General features: G+C 66.8%; 25 protein-coding genes. 10 read left to right on the top strand and 15 right to left on the bottom strand.

All coding sequences use genetic code 11. The annotated features are described in order from the left end of the window. Nucleotides 1-55: 55 nt before the first annotated feature. The gene (gene aguB, locus MXC11_RS09845) at nt 56-937 is read left to right on the top strand and encodes an N-carbamoylputrescine amidase (RefSeq protein WP_250010028.1); all 882 of its coding nucleotides are present in this window, start codon (nt 56-58) and stop codon (nt 935-937) included. A gap of 107 nt (nt 938-1044) precedes the next feature. Further along, complete coding sequence (aguA, locus tag MXC11_RS09850; RefSeq protein ID WP_250010029.1) at nt 1045-2142, top strand: agmatine deiminase; 1098 nt, start codon at nt 1045-1047, stop codon at nt 2140-2142. Nucleotides 2143-2212: 70 nt separating this feature from the next. On the opposite strand, the gene MXC11_RS09855 is transcribed toward aguA, so the two are convergent. Beyond that, the gene (locus MXC11_RS09855) at nt 2213-3589 is read right to left on the bottom strand and encodes a TRAP transporter large permease (protein ID WP_250010030.1); all 1377 of its coding nucleotides are present in this window, start codon (nt 3587-3589) and stop codon (nt 2213-2215) included. After that, nucleotides 3582-4127 (bottom strand): TRAP transporter small permease subunit, encoded by a 546-nt coding sequence (locus tag MXC11_RS09860; RefSeq protein ID WP_250010031.1) that lies wholly within the window; start codon nt 4125-4127, stop codon nt 3582-3584. The genes MXC11_RS09855 and MXC11_RS09860 overlap by 8 nt, the downstream gene beginning before the upstream one ends. A gap of 181 nt (nt 4128-4308) precedes the next feature. On the opposite strand from MXC11_RS09860, the gene MXC11_RS09865 reads away from it, so the two are divergent. After that, nucleotides 4309-5403, top strand: coding sequence for a TRAP transporter substrate-binding protein (locus MXC11_RS09865; protein WP_250010032.1), 1095 nt, complete (start codon nt 4309-4311; stop codon nt 5401-5403). A gap of 76 nt (nt 5404-5479) precedes the next feature. Here MXC11_RS09865 and MXC11_RS09870 read toward each other — a convergent pair whose 3' ends face one another. Both MXC11_RS09870 and MXC11_RS09875 read right to left on the bottom strand, forming a co-directional pair. After that, nucleotides 5480-5872 (bottom strand): YgiW/YdeI family stress tolerance OB fold protein, encoded by a 393-nt coding sequence (locus MXC11_RS09870; RefSeq protein WP_250010033.1) that lies wholly within the window; start codon nt 5870-5872, stop codon nt 5480-5482. A gap of 61 nt (nt 5873-5933) precedes the next feature. Further along, nucleotides 5934-6347 (bottom strand): acyl-CoA thioesterase, encoded by a 414-nt coding sequence (locus MXC11_RS09875; protein ID WP_250010034.1) that lies wholly within the window; start codon nt 6345-6347, stop codon nt 5934-5936. Nucleotides 6348-6516: 169 nt separating this feature from the next. Here MXC11_RS09875 and MXC11_RS09880 point away from each other — a divergent pair, with 169 nt between their 5' ends. The 5 genes from MXC11_RS09880 to phoU all read left to right on the top strand — a co-directional run bounded on the left by MXC11_RS09880 (nt 6517) and on the right by phoU (nt 13352). After that, nucleotides 6517-7485: a PstS family phosphate ABC transporter substrate-binding protein gene (locus MXC11_RS09880; RefSeq protein ID WP_250010035.1), complete on the top strand. Its 969-nt coding sequence runs from the start codon at nt 6517-6519 to the stop codon at nt 7483-7485. Between the two features lie 136 nt (nt 7486-7621). Continuing rightward, a complete protein-coding gene (locus tag MXC11_RS09885; protein WP_250010036.1) occupies nt 7622-9907 on the top strand; it encodes an ABC transporter permease subunit in 2286 nt (761 codons plus the stop codon). A gap of 15 nt (nt 9908-9922) precedes the next feature. Next, a complete protein-coding gene (gene pstA, locus MXC11_RS09890; RefSeq protein WP_250010037.1) occupies nt 9923-11599 on the top strand; it encodes a phosphate ABC transporter permease PstA in 1677 nt (558 codons plus the stop codon). A 54-nt stretch (nt 11600-11653) separates the two neighbouring features. Beyond that, on the top strand, nt 11654-12481 hold the full coding sequence (pstB, locus tag MXC11_RS09895; RefSeq protein ID WP_250010038.1) for a phosphate ABC transporter ATP-binding protein PstB: 828 nt from the start codon (nt 11654-11656) through the stop codon (nt 12479-12481). 145 nt (nt 12482-12626) lie between these two features. Then, nucleotides 12627-13352, top strand: coding sequence for a phosphate signaling complex protein PhoU (gene phoU / locus MXC11_RS09900; protein WP_250010039.1), 726 nt, complete (start codon nt 12627-12629; stop codon nt 13350-13352). A gap of 3 nt (nt 13353-13355) precedes the next feature. Here phoU and MXC11_RS09905 read toward each other — a convergent pair whose 3' ends face one another. From MXC11_RS09905 to MXC11_RS09915, 3 genes are all read right to left on the bottom strand, one after another. Continuing rightward, nucleotides 13356-13763, bottom strand: coding sequence for a hypothetical protein (locus tag MXC11_RS09905; protein WP_250010040.1), 408 nt, complete (start codon nt 13761-13763; stop codon nt 13356-13358). Nucleotides 13764-13798: 35 nt separating this feature from the next. Next, nucleotides 13799-14017 (bottom strand): hypothetical protein, encoded by a 219-nt coding sequence (locus MXC11_RS09910; RefSeq protein ID WP_250010041.1) that lies wholly within the window; start codon nt 14015-14017, stop codon nt 13799-13801. A gap of 115 nt (nt 14018-14132) precedes the next feature. Continuing rightward, entirely contained in the window at nt 14133-16181 is a 2049-nt protein-coding gene (locus tag MXC11_RS09915) for a sensor histidine kinase (protein ID WP_250010042.1), read from the bottom strand. Between the two features lie 40 nt (nt 16182-16221). Here MXC11_RS09915 and MXC11_RS09920 point away from each other — a divergent pair, with 40 nt between their 5' ends. Next, nucleotides 16222-16938 carry a response regulator transcription factor gene (locus MXC11_RS09920; protein ID WP_250010043.1) on the top strand — a complete coding sequence of 239 codons (717 nt, stop codon included), beginning with the start codon at nt 16222-16224 and terminating at the stop codon, nt 16936-16938. Between the two features lie 10 nt (nt 16939-16948). Here the strand turns inward: MXC11_RS09920 and phoR are convergent, their stop codons facing one another. From phoR to MXC11_RS09945, 5 genes are all read right to left on the bottom strand, one after another. Then, nucleotides 16949-18265: a phosphate regulon sensor histidine kinase PhoR gene (gene phoR / locus MXC11_RS09925; RefSeq protein ID WP_250010044.1), complete on the bottom strand. Its 1317-nt coding sequence runs from the start codon at nt 18263-18265 to the stop codon at nt 16949-16951. Nucleotides 18266-18319: 54 nt separating this feature from the next. Next, on the bottom strand, nt 18320-19009 hold the full coding sequence (phoB, locus tag MXC11_RS09930) for a phosphate regulon transcriptional regulator PhoB (RefSeq protein ID WP_250010045.1): 690 nt from the start codon (nt 19007-19009) through the stop codon (nt 18320-18322). A 96-nt stretch (nt 19010-19105) separates the two neighbouring features. After that, nucleotides 19106-19996, bottom strand: coding sequence for a 4-hydroxybenzoate octaprenyltransferase (gene ubiA / locus MXC11_RS09935; RefSeq protein WP_250010046.1), 891 nt, complete (start codon nt 19994-19996; stop codon nt 19106-19108). Between the two features lie 48 nt (nt 19997-20044). Further along, entirely contained in the window at nt 20045-20572 is a 528-nt protein-coding gene (locus MXC11_RS09940; protein WP_250010047.1) for a DUF3087 domain-containing protein, read from the bottom strand. 27 nt (nt 20573-20599) lie between these two features. After that, the gene (locus MXC11_RS09945) at nt 20600-21148 is read right to left on the bottom strand and encodes a chorismate--pyruvate lyase family protein (RefSeq protein ID WP_250010048.1); all 549 of its coding nucleotides are present in this window, start codon (nt 21146-21148) and stop codon (nt 20600-20602) included. Nucleotides 21149-21395: 247 nt separating this feature from the next. Between MXC11_RS09945 and MXC11_RS09950 the strand changes: the two genes are divergently transcribed. Next, a complete protein-coding gene (locus MXC11_RS09950; protein WP_250010049.1) occupies nt 21396-21668 on the top strand; it encodes an HU family DNA-binding protein in 273 nt (90 codons plus the stop codon). A gap of 65 nt (nt 21669-21733) precedes the next feature. Here the strand turns inward: MXC11_RS09950 and MXC11_RS09955 are convergent, their stop codons facing one another. The 3 genes from MXC11_RS09955 to MXC11_RS12190 form a co-directional block, all read right to left on the bottom strand. Then, entirely contained in the window at nt 21734-21946 is a 213-nt protein-coding gene (locus MXC11_RS09955; protein ID WP_250010050.1) for a cold-shock protein, read from the bottom strand. A 199-nt stretch (nt 21947-22145) separates the two neighbouring features. After that, complete coding sequence (locus MXC11_RS09960) at nt 22146-22745, bottom strand: oleate hydratase (protein WP_284060471.1); 600 nt, start codon at nt 22743-22745, stop codon at nt 22146-22148. Next, nucleotides 22655-23098 (bottom strand): oleate hydratase, encoded by a 444-nt coding sequence (locus MXC11_RS12190; protein WP_349665519.1) that lies wholly within the window; start codon nt 23096-23098, stop codon nt 22655-22657. Before MXC11_RS12190 ends, MXC11_RS09960 begins: the two co-directional genes overlap by 91 nt. Nucleotides 23099-23169 lie beyond the last annotated feature (71 nt).

The following is a 23169-nucleotide window of genomic DNA, read 5'->3' on the forward strand; positions in this document are numbered from 1 at the left end:
GGGCGATCCTCTACCAGAGTGAAGACGTCTTCCGTCATTGCCTGTGAGGTCGTCCATGTCCCGTACCGTCACCGTCGCCGCCACCCAGATGGCCTGCTCCTGGGATCGCGCCGCCAACCTGAACGTGGCCGAAGGCCTGGTGCGCCAGGCCGCGGCGCAGGGCGCGCAGATCATCCTGATCCAGGAGCTGTTCGAGACGCCGTATTTTTGCCAGAAGCCCAATCCCGATTACCTGCAGCTGGCCACGTCCCTTGAGGACAATCCGGCAATTGCCCGCTTCCGCGCGCTGGCCCGCGAGCTGGCGGTGGTGCTGCCGGTGAGCTTCTTCGAGCGTGCCGGGCAGGCGCGCTTCAACAGCGTGGCGGTGATCGATGCCGACGGCAGCCTGCTCGGGGTCTACCGCAAGAGCCACATCCCCGACGGCCCCGGCTACCACGAAAAGTACTACTTCAACCCCGGCGACAGCGGCTTCAAGGTCTGGGACACCCGCTACGCGAAGATCGGCGTGGGCATCTGCTGGGATCAGTGGTTCCCCGAGTGCGCGCGGGCGATGGCCCTGCTGGGCGCGGAGATTCTTTTCTATCCGACGGCGATCGGCAGCGAGCCCCACGATCCGACCATCCACTCCCGCGACCACTGGCAGCGCGTGCAACAGGGCCATGCCGGCGCCAACCTGCTGCCGCTGGTGGCCAGCAACCGGGTCGGCCGTGAGGAGCAGGACGGCTACAGCATCACCTTCTATGGCTCCTCATTCATCGCCGACGCCTTTGGTGCCAAGCTCGCTGAACTGGACGAGCAGGAAGAGGGCGTGCGGGTACAGCGCTTCGACCTGGATCAGCTGGCGCGCACCCGCAGCGCCTGGGGCGTGTTCCGCGACCGGCGCCCCACGCTCTACGGCGCGCTGGCCACGCTGGACGGCCAGCAGCGCAGCCAGTAGGCCCGCCGAATACGCAAGCCCGGCCCCGCGCCGCATTGCCCGCCCTGTGCCGGTGCCCGTAGGCGGCACCCGCACAGGCCCCACCCCTTCGCCCGACAGGTCATGCCATGCCCACCCTTGACAGCACCCCCCGCGCCGACGGCTTTTACATGCCCGCCGAATGGGCGCCCCATGCCCGTACCTGGATGCTCTGGCCGGAGCGCCCGGACAACTGGCGGCTCGGCGCCAAGCCGGCCCAGGCGACCTTTGTCGCGGTGGCCCGCGCCATTGCGCGCTTTGAGCCGGTGAGCGTCGGGGTCAGCGCCGCACAGTACGACAACGCCTGCGCACAGCTGGAACACCCCGCGATCCGCGTGCTGGAAATCAGCAGCGACGATGCCTGGGTGCGCGACACCGGCCCGACCTTCGTGGTGAACGGCCAAGGCGCGGTGCGCGGCATCGACTGGCAGTTCAATGCCTGGGGCGGGCTGCAGGGCGGGCTGTACTGGCCCTGGCAGCGCGATGATCAGGTGGCGGCGAAGATCCTCGCCATCGAGGGGCTGCCCCGCTATCGCACCGACGGCTTTGTGCTCGAAGGCGGCGCCATTCATGTCGATGGCGAGGGCACGCTGCTCACTACCGAGGAGTGCCTGCTCAACCCCAACCGCAACCCGCAGTGGGGCCGGGCAGCGATCGAGGCGCAGCTGGGCGACTATCTGGGCGTGCGGCAGATCATCTGGCTGCCGCAGGGGCTGTACAACGACGAAACCGACGGGCACATCGACAACTTCTGCTGCTTCGTGCGTCCCGGCGAGGTGCTGCTGGCCTGGACGGACGACCCGCAGGACCCCAACTGGACACGCTGCCGCGCGGCGCTGGCGGTGCTGGAGCAGAGCCGCGATGCTGCTGGCCGGTCACTGACCGTGCACCGCATGCCGATCCCCGGCCCGCTGCATGTCAGTGCCGAGGAGTGCGCCGGCATCGATCGGGTGGCCGGCAGCCAGCCGCGTGAGGCGGGGCTGCGGCTGGCGGCGTCCTACATCAACTTTTTGATCGTCAACGGCGGGATCATCGCGCCATGCTTCGACGATCCCTGCGATGCCGAGGCCGCAGCGATCCTGCGCCGGCTGTTCCCCGAGCGCGAGGTACGGATGGTCCCCGGGCGGGAAATTCTTCTGGGCGGCGGTAATATCCACTGCATCACCCAGCAGCAGCCGCGGGGGTAGGGATAGCGATCTGCAGCAATGAAAAGGGCCGGCACTCCGGGGAGGCCAGCCCTTTCAACCGAGCTATGGCTTACTTGCCGTACACCACCTCCGGCAGCCAGGTCACCAGCTCCGGCCACAGGTAGACGACCACCAGCATCAGCGCCTGCAGGATGATGAACGGCACCACTCCGCGGTACATGGTGGTGGTCGCGACCGAGGCCGGGGTCACGCTGCGCAGGTAGAACAGCGAGAAGCCGAACGGCGGAGTCAGGAACGAGGTCTGCAGGTTGAGGGCGATCATCACCCCGAGCCACACCGGGTCCAGGCCCATGGCCAGCAGCACCGGCCCGACGATCGGCACCACCACGAAGATGATCTCGATGAAGTCGAGGATGAAGCCGAGCAGGAAGATCACCAGCATCACCACCAGGAAGGCGCCGAGCACGCCGCCGGGCAGCTGGGCGAAGGCCTCCTCGATCAGCGCTTCACCGCCAAAGCCGCGGAACACCAGCGAGAACAGCGAGGCGCCGATCAGGATCAGGAACACCATGGCGCTGATTTGCGTGGTGCTCTGCGCCACCTCGCGCAGTTGCGTGCGGTTGAGCTGGCCCTTGGTCAGCGCCAGCAGCATGGCACCCACCGCGCCGAGCGCTGCGGCTTCGGTCGGGGTGGCGTAGCCGGCGAGGATCGAGCCGAGCACCGCGGCAATCAGCAGCAGCGGCGGGATCAGCGCCTTGAACAGCGTGCCCCACTCGATCGGCCCCAGCTCCTCCTGCGAGAGGGCCGGCAGCTTTTTGGGCTGCAGGATGGCCACACCGATCAGGTAAAGGATGTACAGGCCAACCAGCACCAGCCCCGGCAGCAGCGCACCGACAAACAGGTCGCCCACCGAGACGGTCTTGGGCGAAAACACCCCCATCTTCAGCTGCGCCTGCTGGTAGGCGCTGGACATCACATCACCCAGCAGCACGAGGATGATCGACGGCGGGATGATTTGCCCGAGGGTACCGGTGGCGGCCAGGGTGCCGGTGGCGATCGCCGGGTCGTAGCCGCGGCGCAGCATGGTCGGCAGGGCCAGAAGGCCCATGGTCACCACCGTGGCACCGACGATGCCGGTCGAGGCGGCGAGCAGCGCGCCGACCACGCACACCGAGATTGCCAGACCGCCGCGCAGGGTGCCGAACAGCCGCGACATCGATTCCAGCAGGTCTTCCGCCACTCTGGATTTCTCCAGCATCACGCCCATGAACACAAACAGCGGCACCGCCAGCATGGTCTGGTTGTTCATGATGCCGAACAGGCGGTTGGGCAGCGCGCTCAGGTAGCTGGCATCAAAACTGCCCAGCATGATGCCGGCCCCGGCGAACAGCAGCGAGACCCCGCCCAGGGTGAAGGCCACCGGGTAGCCGGCCATCAGCACCAGGCAGATGGCCACGAACAGCAGGATTGCCATCAATTCAGCCATGCTGCACCTCCGGGAACGGCAGGCGACCGCTCAGGCGATAGGCAAAGACGATCACATCGGCCAGCGCCTGCAGGATCAGGCTGACCAGCAGCACCAGGATGATGCTCTTCTGCAGGTAGACGTAAGGCAGGCCGCCCGCATCGCTGGAGCCTTCCAGCGTGGACCAGGAGGCGCTGACATATCCCCAGCTGTTCCAGGCCAGGAACAGGCACACCGGCAGCAGCAGGAACAGGTGACCAAGCAGGTCGGTCAGCGCCTGGGCGCGCGGCGAGCGCTTCTGGTAGAAGATGTCCACCCGCACATGGCCGCCGCGCTGCAGGGTCCATGCCGCGGCGCCCATGAACACCAGGGCGTGGGCGTAGATCACCGCTTCCTGCAGGGCGATGGCGCCGATGCCAAAGCCGTAGCGCAGCACCACCACCACGGTGGTGCCGAGCACCAGGAACAGGGTCAGCCAGGCGCAGGCGCGCCCCAGCCGGTCGTTGACGGCCTGCAGGGCGCGGGCGAGCGCCAGCAGGGGAGGGGATGTGCTCGACATGGGGCGGTTCCTTGTAAGGGGAGGTGGGGCGATTCTCGCAATGCCCGGCAGTGGCGGCAATCAATGCCGGCGACGAGTGGTTGCGAGCATGGCTATGCTGGTGCATCAGGTATAGCCTGTAAGCGCTGTCCCGCCTGCCGTTCCGTGGCCGGGCGGGCCCGAGAATAACAAGGAGCTGCTCATGAAACGTCGTGACATTCTCGCTGCTGCCGGTGTCGGCCTGGCAGCCACCGCCCTGGCCGGTTGCCAGCAGGAAAGCGCCCCGGCGGCCGCCGCAGAGGCGCCGCAGCAGACCTTCACCTGGAAGATGGTCACCTCCTGGCCGAAGAACTTCCCGGGGGTGGGGGTGGGTGCCGAGCGCTTTGCCCGTCTGGTCAACGAGATGAGCGGTGGCCGCCTGCAGGTGAAGGTCTACGCCGCCGGCGAGCTGGTGCCGGCGCTGGAAGTGTTCGATGCCGTCTCGCGCGGTACTGCAGAACTCGGCCACAGCGCCCCCTACTACTGGAAGGGCAAGGTGCCGGCGGCGCAGTTCTTCTGCGCGCTGCCGTTTGGCCCCAACGCCCAGGAAATGAACGCCTGGCTGCATTACGGCGGCGGCATGGCGCTGTGGGAGGAGGTCTACAAGCCGTTCGGCGTGGTGCCGTTCGCCTGTGGCGCCACCGGGGTACAGACCGCCGGCTGGTTCAACAAGGAAATCAACAGCATCGATGACTTCAAGGGCCTGAAGATGCGCACCCCGGGCCTGGGTGGCGAGGTGCTGACTCGCATGGGCGGTACGGTGGTCAACCTGCCGGCCGGCGAGATCTTCACCGCGCTGCAGACCGGTGCCATCGATGCCACCGAGTGGATCGGCCCGTACAACGACCTGGCGCTCGGCCTGCACAAGGTCGCCAAGTACTACTACACCCCGGGCTGGCAGGAGCCGAACGTGACCTTCGAGCTGACCGTCAACGAGGCGGCCTGGAACAGCCTGCCGGCGGATCTGCAGGCCATCGTCCGCGCCGCGGCGCGGGACGTGAACGGCGATGTGCTCGACGATTACAACGCCCGCAACATGGAGGCGATGGAGAAAATTCGCGCCGAGGGCGTCGAGGTGCGGCGTCTGCCGGAGCCGGTGCTGGAGCGCCTGCGCGAGGTGGCGTCCCAGGCGGTTGAGGATTCGGCCGCGGCGGATCCGGTGGCCGGCAAGGTCTGGGCGGCGCAAAAGGCTTATCTCAAGCGCCTGCGCGATTACGCCGAGGACAACGAGAAGCTGATCTACAACATCCGCGGCTGATCGCCGGACGGATCACGCAACGACAACGCCAGCCCGCAGGCTGGCGTTGTCGTTTCAGGGCGCGTGGGGCGGGCGATCAGGGCAGCAGCTCGACGCGGTCTACATCGATGCTACGGCTGGTCAGGTCGCGATCCACTTCACCGTAGAGGCGCACGCGGCTGTTCTGGTCGATCGGCTGGGCGGGCATGTCCTCGTGGTCGATCTCGACCTCGATGGTGCCGCTGTCATCGGCGAACTCGTAGTGCTCGCCGCGGATCTGGCGCAGCAGGCGGCCTTCCAGCACCACCGGGGTGTCATCGGCAGCTTCCAGGGCGGCGGCTACGCGGTTGGCCTGAACGGCGCCGGGGCCGGTGTAGCCACTGACAGCCGCAGCGCTCGGGGTTGCGCCAGGGCCGGTGTAGCCGGCGGCCAGGGCGGCGGTGGAAAACAGCGGGGCGATCAGCAGGGCCAGCAGGGTACGGTTTTTCATGGTCGGGTACCTGTATCGGGTGGGTGTGGAGACAGCGTAGGGGCTTTCGCTGAAACCGGGCTTAATCGCGTAGGCCGTTGAGCGGTGGCAGGGGACGGGTGCGGCCGCTGCCATCGATGGCGACGAACACGAACACCGCCTCGGTGACCTTGCGCTGCTCGCGCGAGAGCGGATCATCGCTCCACACCTCGATCAGCAGGCGCAGCGAACTGCGGCCCCGATCGAGCACCTGGGTATGGAAGGACAGCTGCGAGCCGACCGCCACCGGGATCATGAAGGTCATGCGGTCGATGGCCACGGTCGCTACCCGGCCCGCCGCCAGACGGCTGGCGGTGGCGGTACCGGCCTGGTCCATCTGCTCGACCAGCCAGCCGCCGTAGATGTCGCCAAAGCCGTTGGTGTCGCGGGGCAGGGCGGTGACCTGGCGGGCCAGCTCGCCTTGCGGGAGGGGGTGATCCTGTTCGAAATCGCTCATGGATGCGGCTCGGAGGGGCTGCAGGCGGCGCAGCGGACCGCTGCAGTATACCCAGCCACGCCGTGGGGCGCGGGCCGTCATGCAACTGTCACACTGTCTTCATAGAGTAGTCATGCGGCCTGCCGATACTGGCCCCCGAATCAAAACCTCCCCTCTTCAGGAGCAAGGCATGAAACTCAAGCATCTGATGGCCGCCATGGGCGTCGTCGCGGCCGGCGTGGCCACCAGCAGCGCGGTCGCTGCCGTTGATCCGGCCCTGCCGGCCTACCAGAAGACCACCGGTGTCTCCGGCACCCTGTCCAGCATCGGTTCCGACTCGCTGGCCAACTTGATGACCCTGTGGGCCGAGACCTACAAGAAGGCCTACCCGAACGTCAATATCCAGATCCAGGCCGCCGGTTCCTCCACCGCGCCGCCCGCGCTCTCTGAAGGCACCGCCAACCTCGGCCCGATGAGCCGTCCGATGAAGGACAGCGAGCTGCAGGCCTTCGAAGAGAAGTACGGCTACAAGCCGACCGCCGTACCGGTGGCCATCGATGCCCTGGCGGTGTTCGTGCACAAGGACAACCCGATCAAGTCGCTGTCCATCGAGCAGGTCGATGCGATCTTCTCCAGCACCCGCCTGTGCGGTGGCGAGAAAGACATCAAGACCTGGGGCGAGCTGGGTCTGACCGGCGAGTGGGCGGCCAAGCCGATCCAGCTGTTCGGCCGCAACTCGGTATCCGGCACCTACGGCTACTTCAAGGAAGAAGCCCTGTGCAAGGGTGACTTCAAGGCCAACGTCAACGAGCAGCCGGGTTCGGCCTCGGTGGTGCAGTCGATCTCCAGCACCCTGAACGCCATCGGCTACTCAGGCATCGGCTACAAGACCTCCAGCGTGCGCGCCGTGCCGCTGTCCAAGAAGGATGGTGAGGCTTTCGAGGCTAACGAAGCCAACGCCCTGGCCGGTAAATTCCCGCTGGCCCGTTACTTCTACGTCTACGTGAACAAGGCGCCGAACAAGCCGCTGGCCCCGCTGGAAGCCGAGTTCATCAAGCTGATGCTCTCCAAGGAAGGTCAGGAAGTGGTCATGAAGGACGGCTACATCCCGATGCCGGCCAAGACCGCCGAGAAAGTCCTCAAGGATCTGGGCCTGTAAGGCTCACCCCGGCAAGGATGCCACGGGCCACCTGGCCCACCCTTTTCGTGCAAGGCCCGCTCCGCCTGTCGGGGCGGGCCTTGCCATGTCTGAACGCTGTCATCTTTGTGTCACACGACCCCGCTAGGGTGAGCGTATGAATGACCTGGCCCCGCACATCATGACTTCATCGACCTCTCCGCAGCCCCTGGACTTCAACACCCCCACCCTGCAGCGCAAGCGCCGTCTGCGCGCGCTGCGCGACCGGATGGCCAACTGGTATGTGTCGATCGGTGGCCTGGCGGTGCTGGGGGCCATTACCCTGATCTTCTTCTACCTCGCCTATGTGGTGTTGCCGCTGTTTGGCGGCGCGAGCCTTGAGGCGCGCAGCGCCCAGCAGCCATCCTGGCTGGCTGGACAGGCCGCGCCGCTGCTGCTGGCCATCGAGGAGCAGAACCAGGTCGCGATGCGCCTGGATGCCGCCGGCAGTGTGCAGTTCTTTGCCCTCAAGAGCGGCGAGGCGCTGGCGCGTGTCGCGCTGCCGCTGCCTGAGGGTGTGCGCATCGTCTCCTCACGGGAAGACCAGCCGGGCAGCCGGCGAGTGGCGCTCGGGCTCTCCGACGGGCGACTGCTGGTGATCCAGCACAACTACCGCGTTACCTACCCGGACAACGTCAAGACCATCACCCCGGAGATTCTCTATCCGTTCGGTGAGACGCCGATCCGTCTTGATGCGCAAGGCCGCGCCCTGGACAAGGTGGCGATGAACCTCAACGGCTCGACCCTGCTGCTGGCCGCCTCGACCGGCAGCGAGCTGCACCTGCTGAGCCTTGAGCGCAACGAAAACCTGTTCACCGGCGAGGTGAGCCTCGACGAGCAGCGCATTGCGCTGCCGCAGATTGCCGATCCGATCCGCGCGCTGGCCATCGACCCGCGCCATCTGTGGCTGTATGTGTTCAACGGCCGCGCCACGGCGGACGTGTTTGATCTGCGCAGCAAGACCCTCAACGGCCGCTACAACCTGGCCCGCGATGCCGACACCACCATCACCAAGGCCAGCCCGCTGCTCGGTGGCCTGTCGCTGCTGATCGGTGACTCCAAGGGTGGGCTGGCCCAGTGGTTCATGGTCCGCGATGCCGATGGCAAGGCGGCCCTGACCCGGATCCGTGACTTCCAGCTCGGTAACAGCGCCATCGTGCAGATCCTCCCCGAGGAGCGGCGCAAGGGCTTCGTGGCCCTGGATGCCGAGGGCAATCTGGGCCTCTTCCACAGCACCGCGCACCGCACCCTGCTGATTGAGAAGGTCGCAGACGGCGCGGTGAGCGCCGCCCTGTCGCCACGCGCCACCCGCGTGCTGATCGAGGAAGACGGTCGCCTGCAGCGTCTGGTAGTCGATAACCCGCACCCGGAAGTGTCCTGGAGCGCGCTGTGGGGCAAGGTCTGGTACGAGAGCTACAGCGAGCCGGATTACGTCTGGCAGTCCACCTCGGCCAACACCGATTTCGAACCCAAGCTGAGCCTCGCGCCGCTGGCCTTCGGTACCCTCAAGGCAGCCTTCTACGCCATGCTGCTGGCCGCCCCGCTGGCGATCTGCGCGGCGATCTACACCGCCTACTTCATGGCCCCGGCGCTGCGCCGCAAGGTCAAGCCGGTGATCGAGCTGATGGAGGCGCTGCCCACGGTGATCCTCGGCTTCTTTGCTGGCCTGTTCCTTGCGCCGTACCTGGAAGGGCACCTGCCGGGGATCTTCAGCCTGCTGCTGCTCACCCCGATCGGCATCGTGCTGGCGGCCTGGGGCTGGAGCCGTCTGCCGGAGAGCATCCGCCTGCGGGTGCCGGACGGCTGGGAAGCGGCGCTGCTGATCCCGGTGATTCTGGTGGTCGGTGCCTTCTCGCTGAGCATCAGCGGCCATCTGGAAAACGCCTTCTTCGGTGGTGACATGCGCCTGTGGCTGTCCAACGATCTGGGCATCCCCTTCGACCAGCGCAACGCCCTGGTGGTTGGTCTGGCGATGGGCTTTGCGGTGATTCCGGGCATCTACTCGATTGCCGAGGATGCGGTGTTCAGCGTGCCCAAGAGCCTGACCTACGGCTCGCTGGCGCTGGGCGCCACTCCCTGGCAGACCCTGACCCGCGTGGTGATTCTCACCGCCAGCCCCGGCATCTTCTCCGCCCTGATGATTGGCCTCGGCCGTGCGGTGGGCGAGACGATGATCGTACTGATGGCCACCGGCAACACGCCGATCATGGAGATGAACCTGTTCGAGGGCCTGCGCACCCTGGCCGCCAACGTGGCGGTGGAGATGCCCGAGTCCGAGGTCGGTGGCACCCACTACCGCGTGCTGTTCCTCGCCGCGATGGTGCTGCTGCTGTTCACCTTCGTGATGAACACCGCCGCGGAGCTGATCCGCACCCGCCTGCGCAAGAAATACGCATCGCTCTGAGGCCTTCAAAGGTAGATGTCCGTGAAACAGCAATCCCTGAAAACCTGGTTCAAGAGCGGTGCGCCGTGGGTCTGGCTGAATGCCGGCGCGGTGGCCATCGCGGTGATCATGACCCTGGGCCTTCTGGCGGTGATCGCCACCCGCGGCCTCGGCCACTTCTGGCCGGCGGATGTGATCGAAGCCGAATACCGCATCCCCGGTCAGGAAGCACGCCTGATGGCCGGTGAGGTGGTGCAGCGCGAGGAAGTGCCGCGTGCGCGTCTGGCCGCCAGCGGCCTGCCGGTGGCGAGCGAGGGCGGTGAGTTCATGACCCGTCAGCTGCTCAAGGTCGGTAACCGCGAGGTGTTCGGCGCCGACTTCACCTGGGTGGTCGGCGAGTGGCTGCACGCAACGCGCACCCCGGCCGAGCTGCTGGTGCTGGAGCGCCGCGAGTGGGGCAACTTCTATGGCTACCTGCTGGGCGTCAGCGAAGCCGGTCGTCCGGTGGCAGAGGGTGAGGCGGCTTTCGCCGAGCTGCAGCGCCGCCTTGCGCGCAGCGAAGACCTGCACCGCACACTGGTGCGTCTGGAGAAGGTCGATATTGGCCGCATCAACCACGGTCTTGAGCGTCTGCGCCTGAAGACCCGCCAGCTGGAGCTGGCCGGTCGTCTGGATGCCGCCGCCCAGGCGGATCTGGATGCCGAGCGCGCTCAGTGGGATGCCGAGTACCGCGCCCTGGAAGCGCAGCTGATCGAGCTGCAGCAGCAGCTGGCCCGCGACAGCATCCGCGTGCGCACCGCCGATGGCCGCGAGCAGGAAATCACCCTCGATAAGGTGGTGCGCGCCTACCAGCCGAACGCCATGGGCAACTTCGCCAAGCTCGGCTTCTATGCCGCCAAGCTCTGGGAGTTCGTCAGCGACGAGCCGCGTGAGGCCAATACCGAGGGCGGCGTGTTCCCGGCGATCTTCGGTACCGTGCTGATGACCCTGATCATGGCGGTGATCGTCACCCCGTTCGGCGTGCTGGCGGCGGTCTACCTGCGCGAATACGCCCGTCAGGGGGCGCTGACCCGGGTGATCCGCATCGCGGTCAACAACCTGGCCGGTGTGCCGTCGATCGTCTACGGGGTGTTTGGTCTGGGCTTCTTCGTCTATGTGCTGGGTGGCTCGATCGATCAGCTGTTCTTCCCCGAGGCAGCGCCGGCGCCGACCTTCGGCACTCCGGGTCTTCTGTGGGCTTCGCTGACCCTGGCGATCCTCACCCTGCCGGTGGTGATCGTCTCCACCGAAGAGGGGCTGGCGCGCATCCCGCGCTCGCTGCGTGAGGGCTCGCTGGCGCTCGGCGCCACCAAGGCCGAGACGCTGTGGAAGGTGGTGCTGCCGATGGCCAGCCCCGCGATGATGACCGGCCTGATCCTCGCCGTGGCCCGCGCTGCGGGTGAAGTGGCGCCGCTGATGCTGGTCGGTGTGGTCAAGCTGGCGCCGACCCTGCCGCTCAACGGCAACTACCCCTACCTGCACCTGGACCAGAAGATCATGCACCTGGGCTTCCATATCTATGACGTCGGCTTCCAGAGCCCCAACGTCGAGGCCGCCCGCCCGCTGGTGTACGCCACCGCGCTGCTGCTGGTGCTGGTGATCGCCCTGCTGAACTTCAGTGCCGTCTACATCCGCAACCACCTGCGCGAGAAGTACAAGGCGCTGGAACACTAAGCCACGCTGCGCGGCGCCGGGCGCCGCGGGCCTGCCCGCATAACGGAGTGAGTCATGCAACAAGCAACCCATGGCGTCGATCTCGACGCGCTCGGCCGCAAGCGTCAGGTGCTGGATCTGGCCCGTGAGCCAGTCGCCCTCGATGTGGACAACCTCGACCTGTTCTACGGTGAGAAGCAGGCGCTGTTCGGCGTCAACATGCAGATCCCCAAGAATCGCGTCACCGCCTTCATCGGCCCGTCCGGCTGCGGTAAATCGACCCTGCTGCGCACCATGAACCGCATGAACGATCTGGTCGATGGCTGCCGCGTAGAGGGCGAGATCCGCCTCGATGGCCAGAACATCTACCGCAAGGGCGAGGACGTGGCCGAGCTGCGCCGCCGCGTCGGCATGGTGTTCCAGAAGCCCAACCCGTTCCCCAAGAGCATCTACGAGAACGTGGTCTACGGCCTGCGCATCCAGGGCATCAACCAGAAGCGCCTGCTCGATGAGACCGTGGAGTGGGCGCTGAAGAGTGCAGCGCTGTGGGATGAGGTCAAGGATCGCCTGCATGACTCGGCGCTGGGCCTCTCCGGCGGCCAGCAGCAGCGTCTGATCATTGCCCGCACCGTGGCGGTGCGCCCGGAAGTGCTGCTGCTCGACGAACCCTGCTCGGCGCTCGATCCGATCTCGACCCTCAAGGTCGAGGAGCTGATCAACGAGCTCAAGGGCCAGTACACCATCGTCATCGTGACCCACAACATGCAGCAGGCGGCGCGGGTCTCCGACTACACCGCGTTCATGTACATGGGCAAGCTGATCGAGTACGGCGACACCGATACCCTGTTCACCAACCCGGCGAAGAAGCAGACCGAGGACTACATCACCGGTCGCTACGGCTAAGGCCGCGGCACCTGATTGCCTGCCGCCGGCCCCTGCCGCCGGCGCCCTGTCCGGGCCTGCGGGTCCGGGCGTTCGCCAAGACCGCGGCCGGCTGCCCTGAGGGGCCCGGCCTGTTCCTGTATCCGGCTTCACCGAGGGTTTGCACATGATCAACAAGGACAGCCTTACCCATCACATTTCCGCGCAGTTCAATGCCGAGCTCGAAGACATCCGCAGCCACCTTCTGGCGATGGGCGGACTGGTCGAGAAGCAGGTCAGCGATGCGGTCAACGCGCTGGTCGAAGCCGACTCGGGGCTGGCCCAGCAGGTGCGCGAGGTCGATGGGCAGATCAACCAGATGGAGCGCGACATCGACGAGGAGTGCGTGCGCATCCTCGCCCGGCGCCAGCCGGCCGCCTCCGATCTGCGCCTGATCATCAGCATCAGCAAGGCGGTGATCGACCTTGAGCGGATCGGCGATGAGTCGACCAAGATCGCCAAGCGCGCCATCGAACTGTGCGAGAGCGGCGAGGCGCCGCGAGGTTACGTGGAGATCCGCCACATCGGCGAGCAGGTGCGCAAGATGGTCCAGGAATCGCTGGACGCCTTCGCCCGCTTTGATGCCGAGCTGGCGCTGTCGGTGGCCCAGTACGACAAGAATGTCGATCGCGAGTACAAGAGCGCGCTGCGCGAGCTGGTCACCTACATGATGGAAGACCCGCGCTCGATCTCCCGGGTGCTCAGCGTGATCTGGGCACTGCGCTCGCTGGAGCGCATTGGTGACCATGCCCGCAACCTGGCCGAGCTGGTGATCTACCTGGTGCGCGGCACAGACGTGCGGCACATGGGCCTTGAGCGCATGCAGCAGGAAGTGCAGGGCACCCGCGAGTAACGGCTATTGCCCGGCGGCGCTGGCGGGGTTGCCGGCAGCGTCGGCCTCGCCGGTATCGAGCTGCGGCAGGGTGCGGCGGTGCTGCAGCAGCAGACGCGGCGCGTCGGCCTGATAGCTGACCTGCTGATAGCGCTGCCAGGTGTTCAGGCAGGTGGCCAGCCCCAGGACCAGCAGGGCACTGATTGTTTCAGGCGCCAGCCCGCTCTGCTGGGCGAGCAGCGCGGGGGCGGAGCGATCGCGCGAGCGGCGCAGGTCCGTGGTCAGGTTGCGCAGGGCGCGCACCTCGACCGCATGCAGCGTCGCCACGCTTGCGGCGGCCTGCAGTTGCTCGGCCAGCGGGCCTTCGATGCTCAGTAGCGCTGCCTGGGCGCTGAGTGCCCGGCGCAGTTCGCTGAGGGTTCGGATACTCATCAGGGCCTCCTTATCTACCGGGATGACTGACGTAATCAGGACGGTTCGGACGGCGGTTCAAGCAGCAGCAGAAGCAGTTCGCTGAGCAGCGGATCATCGGCGCTCAGGTGATCATCGAGCGCCAGGCACACGCGATCGAACAGCTCGCGGGGGATGGTGACGCTCTGTCGCGCGCGCTGGGGTTGACCCAGAACCTGCTCGTCGCTGGCAGGCTGCTGACCATTGAGGAAAGGGTGCTCGGGGGGAGTGTTCATCGCCTGCATTTCCTGTGCGCTGCGGGCCACGACTCCAGTCGCCGGTCACGGCGGGGATGTCTGGCCTGCTGTTCACAGCTTAGGCAATCTGCTGGCTCGATGGGCTCACGAAACCTCACAGGGCGTGAGAGCTTTGTACCGTCGCCCGCTCCGCGGTGGTGCGCGGCAGGCTCAGGCACATGCGCGTGCCGCGGGGCTGATTGTCCAGCGCCTGCACCTCACCGCCGTGGGCGATGGCGATCAGGCGCACGATGTACAGCCCAAGCCCGCGGCCCAGCTCGTCGCTGCCGCTGCGAAAGCGCTCGAAGACCCCGGCCTTGTCGGCATCGGGAATCCCGCAGCCCTGATCATCGACCTCCAGCAGCAGCTGGCTGGCGGTGACCTGCAGGCTGACGTTCACCAGACTGGCGGGCGGGGAGTGGGCGAAGGCGTTGTCGATCAGATTGTAGAGGGCGATGCGCAGCAGGCCGGCATCGCCCCGCCAGGGCAGCGGACCGGGCGGCAGGCAGCGCTGCAGCCGCTCGACCTGCGGATGCTCGGTGACGGCGCGCGCGAGCAGCGCGACCAGATCGAAGCGGCTCATCTGCGGCTGCAGGGCCTGATGGCGCAGGCGTTCATGGCTGATCAGGCTGCTGGCGACATCGCTCAGCCGCTCGCCGGTACGGCGGATATTGTCGAGCCGGCGCTGCACCTCGCCGGGCAGCGCGCAATCGAGCAGACGCAGCGAGTCGAGCGAGGCCTTGATCATCGCCGCCGGGGTACGAAACTCATGGCAGGCGACCATCAGCAACTGGGTCTGGGCGGCTTCGGCATGGCGCAGGTCGCCGATCGCTTGCTGCAGGTGTGCGGTGCGCTCCTCGACCATCAGCTCCAGCCGCTGGTTGTTTTCGGTCAGGGTCTGCAGGGCCATGCGCCGGGCCTGTTCGCTGGCCTGCAGGCGGCGGCGCACGCGCCGCAGCAGCGTCACCTGCAGCATCAGCAGATGGATGAAGCCGGCGGCCTGCCAGAGCCAGAGCAGGGTCTCGCTGTAGCCGATCCAGCCGAGGGCTGCGATCAGGTAGAGCAGGGTGGAGAGCAGGTGCAGTAGCAGGATCGGGCCATGCAGCAGCGCTTCGCGCTGGCGCTGCAGCATCTGCCAGGCGGTCCCCAGGATCATCAGCAGGAACAGCGGCAGGCTGACCACCAGCACCCAGGACAGCACCGCCGGCAAGCCGAGCAAGGTGGCCGGCAGGGCCGCGCCGATGCTAAGACCCGCCCAGAGCACCTGCAGGCGATAGAGCCGCGGCAGGTACTCGCGGGTGCGCAGCAGGCGGGTGAAGAGCAGGCAGCCGACGGCGATCAGCAGGCTGCTCGACAGGCTGGTCAGCTGATTGAGCAGGGCCGGATCATTTGGCGCCAGCAGGTGGGTCAGCAGCCCGTCGTTGATCACCCAGACCAGCGAGAGGGTGGCGACATAGGCCAGCCAGTACAGCGCCAGCGGGTCGCGCAGCAGCACGAAGGTGGCCAGGGCGCCGAGCATCATCAGCAGGTTGACGGTCAGCACGGCGCCGAGCAGCAGGCCCTGGCCGGTGACGTGCAGCGGGTAGAGCGCCGGGTGGTGCAGCTTGACGATCGCCGCCTGGATGCTCTGGGTCTGCAGGTGCAGCAGCACGGTGGTGCGCGGTGTGTCGTAGAGGTCGAGGAGGAAGGCCGGGCGCAGGGCAGGCAGCATCCAGCGCGCTGAGGCGATCTGATCGCCGGCGATGCCCGTCAGACGCAGCTGACCGTTGCCATCGGTCTGGTAGGCGATCACCCGGTCGAGCACCGAGGGGGCGATGTCGAGCACCACCTGCTCGATGGGCGCCGCCCGGGCGTCCAGCTCGAAGGCCAGCCAGACGCTGTCGCTGCGATAGCCACGGCCCAGATGGCCGGGCAGGGCAACGAACTGGCCGGCCCGAAAAGCCGCTAGCGCCTCCTGCGGGCTGGCGGGAGCCTGGTCGGGAGGGCTGGCCTGCAGTTGTCCGTAGAGGTTCAGGTGGCGAAAATCGGCAGCCAGTTGCACGCTGGCCGGCGCCGCGCAGGCCAAGGCCGGCCACAGCAGAAGCAGTACCCATAACCAGAGACAGGCCGGGCGCCTGGACGGGGTGAGCAGCGGGTCATGGCGGTGCAGGCAAGGCGCAGGCAAGATATCCACCCTTTGTGATGTACTGCTGCAGGAGTGCCCCATGCACGATCCGGCTTCCCGTTATACCGTGGTCCTCGTCGAGGACGAACCGATCCTGCGTGAGGAGCTGAGCTTCCAGCTCGAGCACCAGGGCTTTCGGGTGCAGGCGGTCGAGTCGGCGGCCGCGCTGTACCGCGTGCTGGCGGTCACCAGTCCGGTGGTGGTGGTGCTGGACATTGGTCTTGAGGGTGAGGACGGGCTGCAGGTCTGCAGTTACCTGCGCGCCCATGATAGTCGCATGGGCATCGTGCTTGTCACCGCCCGCGCGGCGCGCGAGGACCGGCTGGCCGGGCTGGCGCTGGGCGCGGATGCCTATCTGGTCAAGCCGATCGATATTGATGAGCTGGCGCTGATCCTGCGCCGCCTGATGGCCCGCGAGCCGGACGCCGCGCCGCCGGTCTTGCTGGCCGCGAGCTGCGAGCCACCCGCCGCTGCCTGGCAGCTGACCGGCAATGGCCTGTGCCTGGAAGCGCCGAACGGCCAGACCCTGCTGCTGACTTTCAGTGAACAGCGCCTGCTGCAGACGCTGATGGCGCGTCAGGGCGAGGCGTGCAGCTACGCCGAGCTGGGCGGCGCGCTGCAGTGGCCGAATGATGAGTTCGACAAGCACCGGCTGGAGGTGATCGTCAGTCGCCTGCGCGCCAAGGTCGAGCGCCAGTGCGGCCAGCGCCTGCCGCTGCAGACCGAGCGCAACTTCGGCTATCGGCTGCAGCGCTGAGGCGCGCCGCTCAGTCCTCCGGATCTTGCGCGGCCTGGCTGAGCTGGGCGGACGAGAAGTGGCAGGTAAAGGTGCTGCCCTGCCCGGGGGTGCTGTCGATGCTGAGGTTGGCGCGGTGGTGGATCAGCACATGCTTGACGATTGCCAGCCCCAGCCCGGTGCCGCCGGTGTTGGCGGCGCGGCTGGCATCGACCCGGTAGAAACGCTCGGTCAGGCGCGGCAGGTGCTTGGCCTCGATGCCCGGGCCGTTGTCGCTGACCGCCAGATGCGCGCCCTGCTCATCCCGCCACCAGCGCATCCGGATGGTGCCGCCCGCCGGGGTGTACTTGACCGCATTGAACACCAGATTGGAAAAAGCGCTGCGCAGCTCCAGTTCGCTGCCCTTGAGGGCCAGGCCGGTATCGGCCTCCAGCTCGATCACATGCTGGCCGGCGGAGAGCGCCAGGGCATCGCTGCGGATCGAGGCGAGCAGGGCCTTAACCGGCACATGCCGGTTGTCGGCCGGGTAGTCGCGCGCTTCAAGGCTGGCCAGCATCAGCAGGTCGCTGAGCAGGTTCTGCATGCGCAGGCTCTGTTGCTGCATCTGCTGCAGCGGCCGGCGCCAGCGGGCTTCCAGGCTGTCGGCGTGATCGAGCAGGGTTTCCAGATAGCCGCTCAGCACGGTCAGCGGCGTGCGCAGCTCATGGGAGACGTTGGCGACGAAGTCCTTGCGCATCTGCTCCAGCTGATGCACGCGGGTCACATCGCGCACCAGCATCAGGTGCTGGCCGTTGCCGTAGAGGGTGACCTGAAACTGCAGGCGGATCCGCTCGCTGACCGGTGAGACCAGCTCCAGCGGCTCGGCATAGTGGTTCTGGGCAAAGTACTCGTGAAAGCGTGGGTGGCGGACCAGATTGGTGATCGGCTGACCGCCATCCTGCGGACTTTTCAGGCCGAGCAGGGTTTCCGCCGCCTGGTTCCACCATTCCAGATTGCCCTGGGCATCGAGCATGATCACCGCATCCTTGAGCGCGGCGGTGGACTGCTGGACCCGGTCGATCACCGCCTGCAAGCGCCCACGGGCCTGCTGGTTGCGCCGCTGCAGGTGGTAGATGGCATCGAACACCTCACCCCACAGGCCACTGCTTTCCGGCGGCAGCTCGTCGGGGCCGGCATGCTTGACCCACAGGTACAGGCGCACCAGCTGGCGGAGGTTCCAGTACAGGTACAAGCCAAGCCCGGCCACCAGGCTCCAGGCGTATTCGCCGCTGATCAGCCCGAGCAGCAGGCTGATGGCCAGCACGCTCAGCAGGCGGCGAAGCAGAAGGGTGCGCCAGTCCAGATTCACCGTAAGATCCTTGTGCAGCGAGTCGGTGCAGCAGGCCCGTCAGGGGCCCGTGGCTCAGCTCTTGGTGGAGAAACGATAACCGGTGCCGCGCACGGTCTGCACCAGGTGCTCGTAGCGCTCGCCCAGTGCCTTGCGCAGCCGGCGGATATGCACATCGACGGTGCGCTCCTCGACGTAGACATTGCCGCCCCAGACCTGATCGAGCAGCTGGCTGCGGGTGTAGGCGCGCTCCTGATGGGTCATGAAGAACTGCAGCAGGCGGTATTCGGTCGGACCCATCTCGGCGGGCGTGCCATCCAGGGTCACCCGGTGGCCGAGCGGATCAAGCACCAGACCACCGACCTCAATCGGCGTCTCACCATCACTGACCCCGGCGCGGCGCAGCACCGCCTTGAGGCGCGCGACCAGCTCGCGGGGCGAGAACGGCTTGGTGATGTAGTCGTCGGCGCCGACTTCCAGCCCCTGGATCTTGTTGTCTTCCTCACCCTTGGCGGTGAGCATGATGATCGGCGTGCCGGCGGTCAGCTCGTCACGCTTGAGGCGCCGGGCCAGCTCGATGCCGCTGGTCCCCGGCAGCATCCAGTCGAGCAGGATCAGGTCCGGCTTGCGATCGACGATCAGGGCGTGGGCCTGCGGGGCGTTTTCCGCCTCCAGGCATTCATAGCCGGCCATTTCCAGCGCGACAGCGATCATTTCGCGGATCGGTGCTTCATCGTCAACGATGAGGATGGACTTGCCTGCCATGGGGGGATCTCTCGCTATGTTTGCCAATATGCCAGGCATTACATAACCAAATTGTTACGGCGGTGTGACAGATCCGCGTGCCCCGGCGCCTGGGCGTCAACGCGCCAGCTGGTCGAGCAGCACGCCGGCAAACACCGCCAGCCCCGCCCAGTGGTTGTGCAAAAACGCCTGCAGGCAGACCAGCCGCTCCCGGCTGCGGGTGCTCTGGTACTGCCAGGCGTAGCAGCCGGCCGCGGTGCCCAGGCCGATCTCGAACAGCAGCCCGAGGCCAAAGGCGTGCCCGGCCAGCGCCAGACAGGCCAGCTGCAGGCCCTGCAGGGCGAGGATGATCTGCCGGTCGGCGCGGCCGAACAGGATGGCGGTGGACTTGACGCCGATCTTCAGGTCGTCGTCGCGGTCGGTCATCGCGTAGTAGGTGTCGTAGGCGATGGTCCACAGCAGGTTGGCGGCGTAGAGCAGCCAGGCGGCGGCCGGCACCTCGCCGCGCGTGGCGCTGAAGGCCATCAGGATGCCCCACGAGTAGGCCGCGCCGAGAAACAGCTGCGGCAGATGGGTGTGGCGCTTCATGAACGGGTACAGCGCCGCCATCGCCACCGCACCGAAGGACAGCAGCACGGTGAACGGGTTGGTGAGCAGCACCAGGGCGAAGGCGGCCACCATCAGCACCGCGAAAGTCAGCAGCGCCTCGCGGGGACGCAGCAGCCCACTGGCCAGCGGGCGGTCGCGGGTGCGCTGGACGTGGCCATCGAAATCACGGTCGGCATAGTCGTTGATCGCGCAGCCGGCCGAGCGGGTGAGGATCACGCCGAGGGTGAAGATGACGATCAGCGCCAGTGGCGGCAGGCCCTCGGCGGCGATCCACAGCGCCGAGAGGGTCGGCCAGAGCAGCAGGTAGATGCCGATCGGCCGGTCCAGGCGGGTCAGGGCAATGAAGTCACGGGCCCGTGGGTGGGTACGGGCCAGGGCATCGAGCAGGGGGGACAGCATCGGGAACCTCGCAAGCGGGGCGGCCGGAGAGTGGCCGCGAAAGGGGGATCAGCGGCGCGGCGCGCTCAGCGCCTGCAGCCAGGCGGGATCGAGACGCGGCTGGTCGATGTCCAGCCCCTGGGCCTGCATGGCCTCGCTGTGCTGGTTGATCTCCGCGACCAGGCTGCTCAGCTCGCTGCTGTTGCCGTCGAGCTGGTGCATCTGGGTCAGGCCCAGATGGTAGAAGCGCAGCAGGCGCATGGCGGCAGGATCGCCAGCCGCCACGCCGGCGCGCACCTGATGCAGGCGATTGGTCACCTGCATCAGGCTGCGTTTGAGCTGCCAGCCGTACACCGCACAGGCCATCCACGGCTGTGACCACAGCTGCAGGCGCACCAGGGCGAGGGTGGTGAGCAGTCCGGCCAGCACCCCGCCAAGATTCAGGCGGAAGTTGTCGCCCCCGGGGGTGCCAAAGAACAGTACGGCCAGGCCCGAGAGCAGCATGGCCAGCGCGACGAAGATCACGATGACCACCAGGGCGCTGCGGCGGGTCTGCTGGCGATAGTGTTCGGGGTTCATCGGGCGGATTTCGAACATGGCGGACGCTCCGGGGCGGGTGAGGGGTCAGCCGTGCTGGCCGGCGATCCAGAAGGCCGGCAGGAATACTTCGGCCACCAGAATGCTCAGCGACCCGCGGCAGAACCGCGAGCGGCGCGCCCATGGTTGCGGAGTACCGCGGCAGTCAGCGGGTAGCAGGGCGCTGGGGTAGCGGCACAGCTCGAGCGCGCCGCGGGCAAAGGCCGGGTCGCTGAACAGCAGGTGGCCGAGCGAGCGTTTGCCCAGCTGATCGAGGGCAAAGCCGCTGGCTTCGAGCGCCGGGCGGGTGGCGACGCTACGGGCAAAGATCCAGCGCTGGCCGGCGCCGAGCAGGTAGACCTCGCGCACCCAGCCTTCGCTGCCGGCGGGCACCTCCAGTGCCTGGCACTCATCGTCCCGCAGGCTCGCCCAGCCTTCCTGCAGCGGCTCGACGCTGAAGCGGTTGCTACTGGCCAGGGTCAGACGCCGGGTCAGCGAGCCGGCTTCCAGCAGCCAGTCGCGCTGCAGGGGGCTCGGTGGCGGATCGAGGTGCTCGCAAGGTTGCCAGCGCGGGGTGACGGAGGTGGACTCGGACACGGCAGGTGCAGGGGGTGGTGAGCGGGCATTCAGTCTAGCACGCCCCCGGGCGGTGACCGGCCAGTGATTGCCGGGCCAGGCTGGCGCGGGGCCGGGGGGACATGCGATTCTTGCGCCATCCTGGCGGCCTGTCAGGCCCCATGCGCTGTGTGGGGCCCGCTGCCGGGTGCGGGTTCGGCAGTCACTGACAGGGAGTCTGACCGGGCCTGCGTACATCCAACAACAAGAACAATGTCATGAGGCAGTTATGCGTAAACCGGAACTCGTCGCCGCTGTGGCGCAAAAGACCGACCTGAACCGTGAGCAGGCCCATCGGGTGCTTGAGGCGGTCTTTGGGGAAATCACTCAGGCGCTGCACCGTCAGGACAGCGTCACGCTGGTCGGTTTTGGCACCTTCCTGCAGCGCCATCGCGGTGCCCGCATGGGCAAGAATCCGCAGACGGGCGAGCCTGTGAAGATTCGTGCCAGCAACACCGTATCGTTCAAGCCGGGCAAGGCCTTGCGCGAGCTGATCGGCTGAGGTCTGGGCGATCGTGCAGACGAAAAAAAGCCCCGCACGCGGGGCTTTTTTCGAAGGCGGGTGCCTTAGCTGACTTGAACCTGATCAGCCTGCATGCCCTTCTGGCCTTTAGTCGGCACGAAGGAGACCGACTGACCTTCGCTCAGGCTCTTGAAGCCGTTGCTTTCGATCGAGCGGTAGTGAACAAACAGGTCTGCGCCGCCGTCGGTCGGGGTGATGAAGCCGAAGCCTTTCTCATCGTTGAACCATTTGACGGTGCCGGTTTGACGTGTAGACATGATGTATCTCCAAGGTAGATTTGAGACCGCGACACCGAAAGGGTCGGGGCCGAGACTGAGACGCCAATTAGCGAAAACGAACCAAGGAGATGAATCTGTGAAGCATCAAACCGAGTATCGAAGAAGCCATCGCAAAGCAGTGGGGCGACTATACGCATATTCCCGGGAAAGCCCAGACTTATTTGCATGAACGGTCGTTTCAGCGCTTTAACGCCGCCAGCGCGGCGAGCAGCACCCGCGGGTCATGCTCGCCGTGGTACAGCGCGGTGGGCGCGCGCGCCGGGTCGCGCAGTCCATACACCGCCTGCTGCGCACTGCGCACGGAATACTCCACGGTAAACACGCAATCATCGGCCAGCTCCACGAATTGACCGATAAAGGCGAAGTTTCTGGCCCCGGGCGGCATCACCGGCGGCCGATCGCCGGTGTGCCGGGGCTGGAACTGGCTGTCGATGTAGGGCATCCGGCAGGGTAGGCAGTTCATCTGCGCGAGCTCTGGGCGCAGCGCCTCAAGCATGCCGAGGTGCGAGAACAGCTCGATGAGAATCTCCTCGCCCGTGCAGTCCAGCATCGGTTTGTGGACGAAGTTGCCGGGCCGGTCCGGCTGCAGGCCATCGCCCCAGAAGACCCGCACCCCGGCCGGCTGGTTGCGAAAGTGTGGCTGGTACGCCAGCACCACCGACATGAACCAGTTGGAATCACGCAGAGTCACCAGGCCACCGGTGCCGGCGCGGTTGCCGGTAAAACGCTCCATCTGCGCAAAGAAGGCCTCGGTCTGCTGGGTGACCGTAAATGACATCCAGGTGGACTGCGCCGGCTGAGCACGTCGGCATAGCGCTCGGCCAGGCGCTGCCAGAGCGCCCAGGCCCCGTGCGGCGGCTCGACCGGCGCGGGCGCGGGCGTGTGCATGCTGCCCAAGGTGCTGCCCTCGACCATCGAGCCCAGGGTGATCAGCAGCAGGTCGTCGCCCTGCAGATGAACCTGGTGCGGGCGCTGCTGCTGCGTGTAGGCGATGGCACGCGCCCGCCGGCCGCGGGCGGAGTCCTCGAACTGGATGTCCTCGACCTGCGCACCGAACTCGAAATGCACCCCCTGCTGGCGCAGCCACTGCTCAAGCGGGCGGATCAGCGCATCGTACTGATTGAAGGGCACCTCTAAAAACCAGGCTCACCTCCGGGTAAAATCGCCGTCCCGTTGACCACCCGGAGTCTGCTGATGTTGAG

Source organism: Pseudomonas eutrophicaquae (genome assembly GCF_023544715.1).
In the GTDB taxonomy this organism is placed as follows: Bacteria; Pseudomonadota; Gammaproteobacteria; order Pseudomonadales; family Pseudomonadaceae; genus Geopseudomonas.

Bases quoted from the DNA above. Each gene is read 5' to 3' on its own strand.
- MXC11_RS09880 (WP_250010035.1), top strand. From the start codon at position 6,517: ATGAAACTCAAGCATCTGATGGCCGCCATGGGCGTCGTCGCGGCCGGC.
- pstA (WP_250010037.1), top strand. From the start codon at position 9,923: ATGTCCGTGAAACAGCAATCCCTGAAAACCTGGTTCAAGAGCGGTGCG.
- MXC11_RS09920 (WP_250010043.1), top strand. From the start codon at position 16,222: ATGCACGATCCGGCTTCCCGTTATACCGTGGTCCTCGTCGAGGACGAA.
- MXC11_RS09885 (WP_250010036.1), top strand. From the start codon at position 7,622: ATGAATGACCTGGCCCCGCACATCATGACTTCATCGACCTCTCCGCAG.
- phoB (WP_250010045.1), bottom strand. From the start codon at position 19,009: ATGGCAGGCAAGTCCATCCTCATCGTTGACGATGAAGCACCGATCCGC.
- pstB (WP_250010038.1), top strand. From the start codon at position 11,654: ATGCAACAAGCAACCCATGGCGTCGATCTCGACGCGCTCGGCCGCAAG.
- MXC11_RS09960 (WP_284060471.1), bottom strand. From the start codon at position 22,745: ATGTCATTTACGGTCACCCAGCAGACCGAGGCCTTCTTTGCGCAGATG.
- MXC11_RS09955 (WP_250010050.1), bottom strand. From the start codon at position 21,946: ATGTCTACACGTCAAACCGGCACCGTCAAATGGTTCAACGATGAGAAA.
- MXC11_RS09910 (WP_250010041.1), bottom strand. From the start codon at position 14,017: ATGAACACTCCCCCCGAGCACCCTTTCCTCAATGGTCAGCAGCCTGCC.
- ubiA (WP_250010046.1), bottom strand. From the start codon at position 19,996: ATGCTGTCCCCCCTGCTCGATGCCCTGGCCCGTACCCACCCACGGGCC.
- aguB (WP_250010028.1), top strand. From the start codon at position 56: ATGTCCCGTACCGTCACCGTCGCCGCCACCCAGATGGCCTGCTCCTGG.
- MXC11_RS09950 (WP_250010049.1), top strand. From the start codon at position 21,396: ATGCGTAAACCGGAACTCGTCGCCGCTGTGGCGCAAAAGACCGACCTG.
- MXC11_RS09940 (WP_250010047.1), bottom strand. From the start codon at position 20,572: ATGTTCGAAATCCGCCCGATGAACCCCGAACACTATCGCCAGCAGACC.
- MXC11_RS09905 (WP_250010040.1), bottom strand. From the start codon at position 13,763: ATGAGTATCCGAACCCTCAGCGAACTGCGCCGGGCACTCAGCGCCCAG.
- phoU (WP_250010039.1), top strand. From the start codon at position 12,627: ATGATCAACAAGGACAGCCTTACCCATCACATTTCCGCGCAGTTCAAT.
- aguA (WP_250010029.1), top strand. From the start codon at position 1,045: ATGCCCACCCTTGACAGCACCCCCCGCGCCGACGGCTTTTACATGCCC.
- MXC11_RS09865 (WP_250010032.1), top strand. From the start codon at position 4,309: ATGAAACGTCGTGACATTCTCGCTGCTGCCGGTGTCGGCCTGGCAGCC.
- MXC11_RS09860 (WP_250010031.1), bottom strand. From the start codon at position 4,127: ATGTCGAGCACATCCCCTCCCCTGCTGGCGCTCGCCCGCGCCCTGCAG.
- MXC11_RS09855 (WP_250010030.1), bottom strand. From the start codon at position 3,589: ATGGCTGAATTGATGGCAATCCTGCTGTTCGTGGCCATCTGCCTGGTG.
- MXC11_RS09870 (WP_250010033.1), bottom strand. From the start codon at position 5,872: ATGAAAAACCGTACCCTGCTGGCCCTGCTGATCGCCCCGCTGTTTTCC.
- MXC11_RS09875 (WP_250010034.1), bottom strand. From the start codon at position 6,347: ATGAGCGATTTCGAACAGGATCACCCCCTCCCGCAAGGCGAGCTGGCC.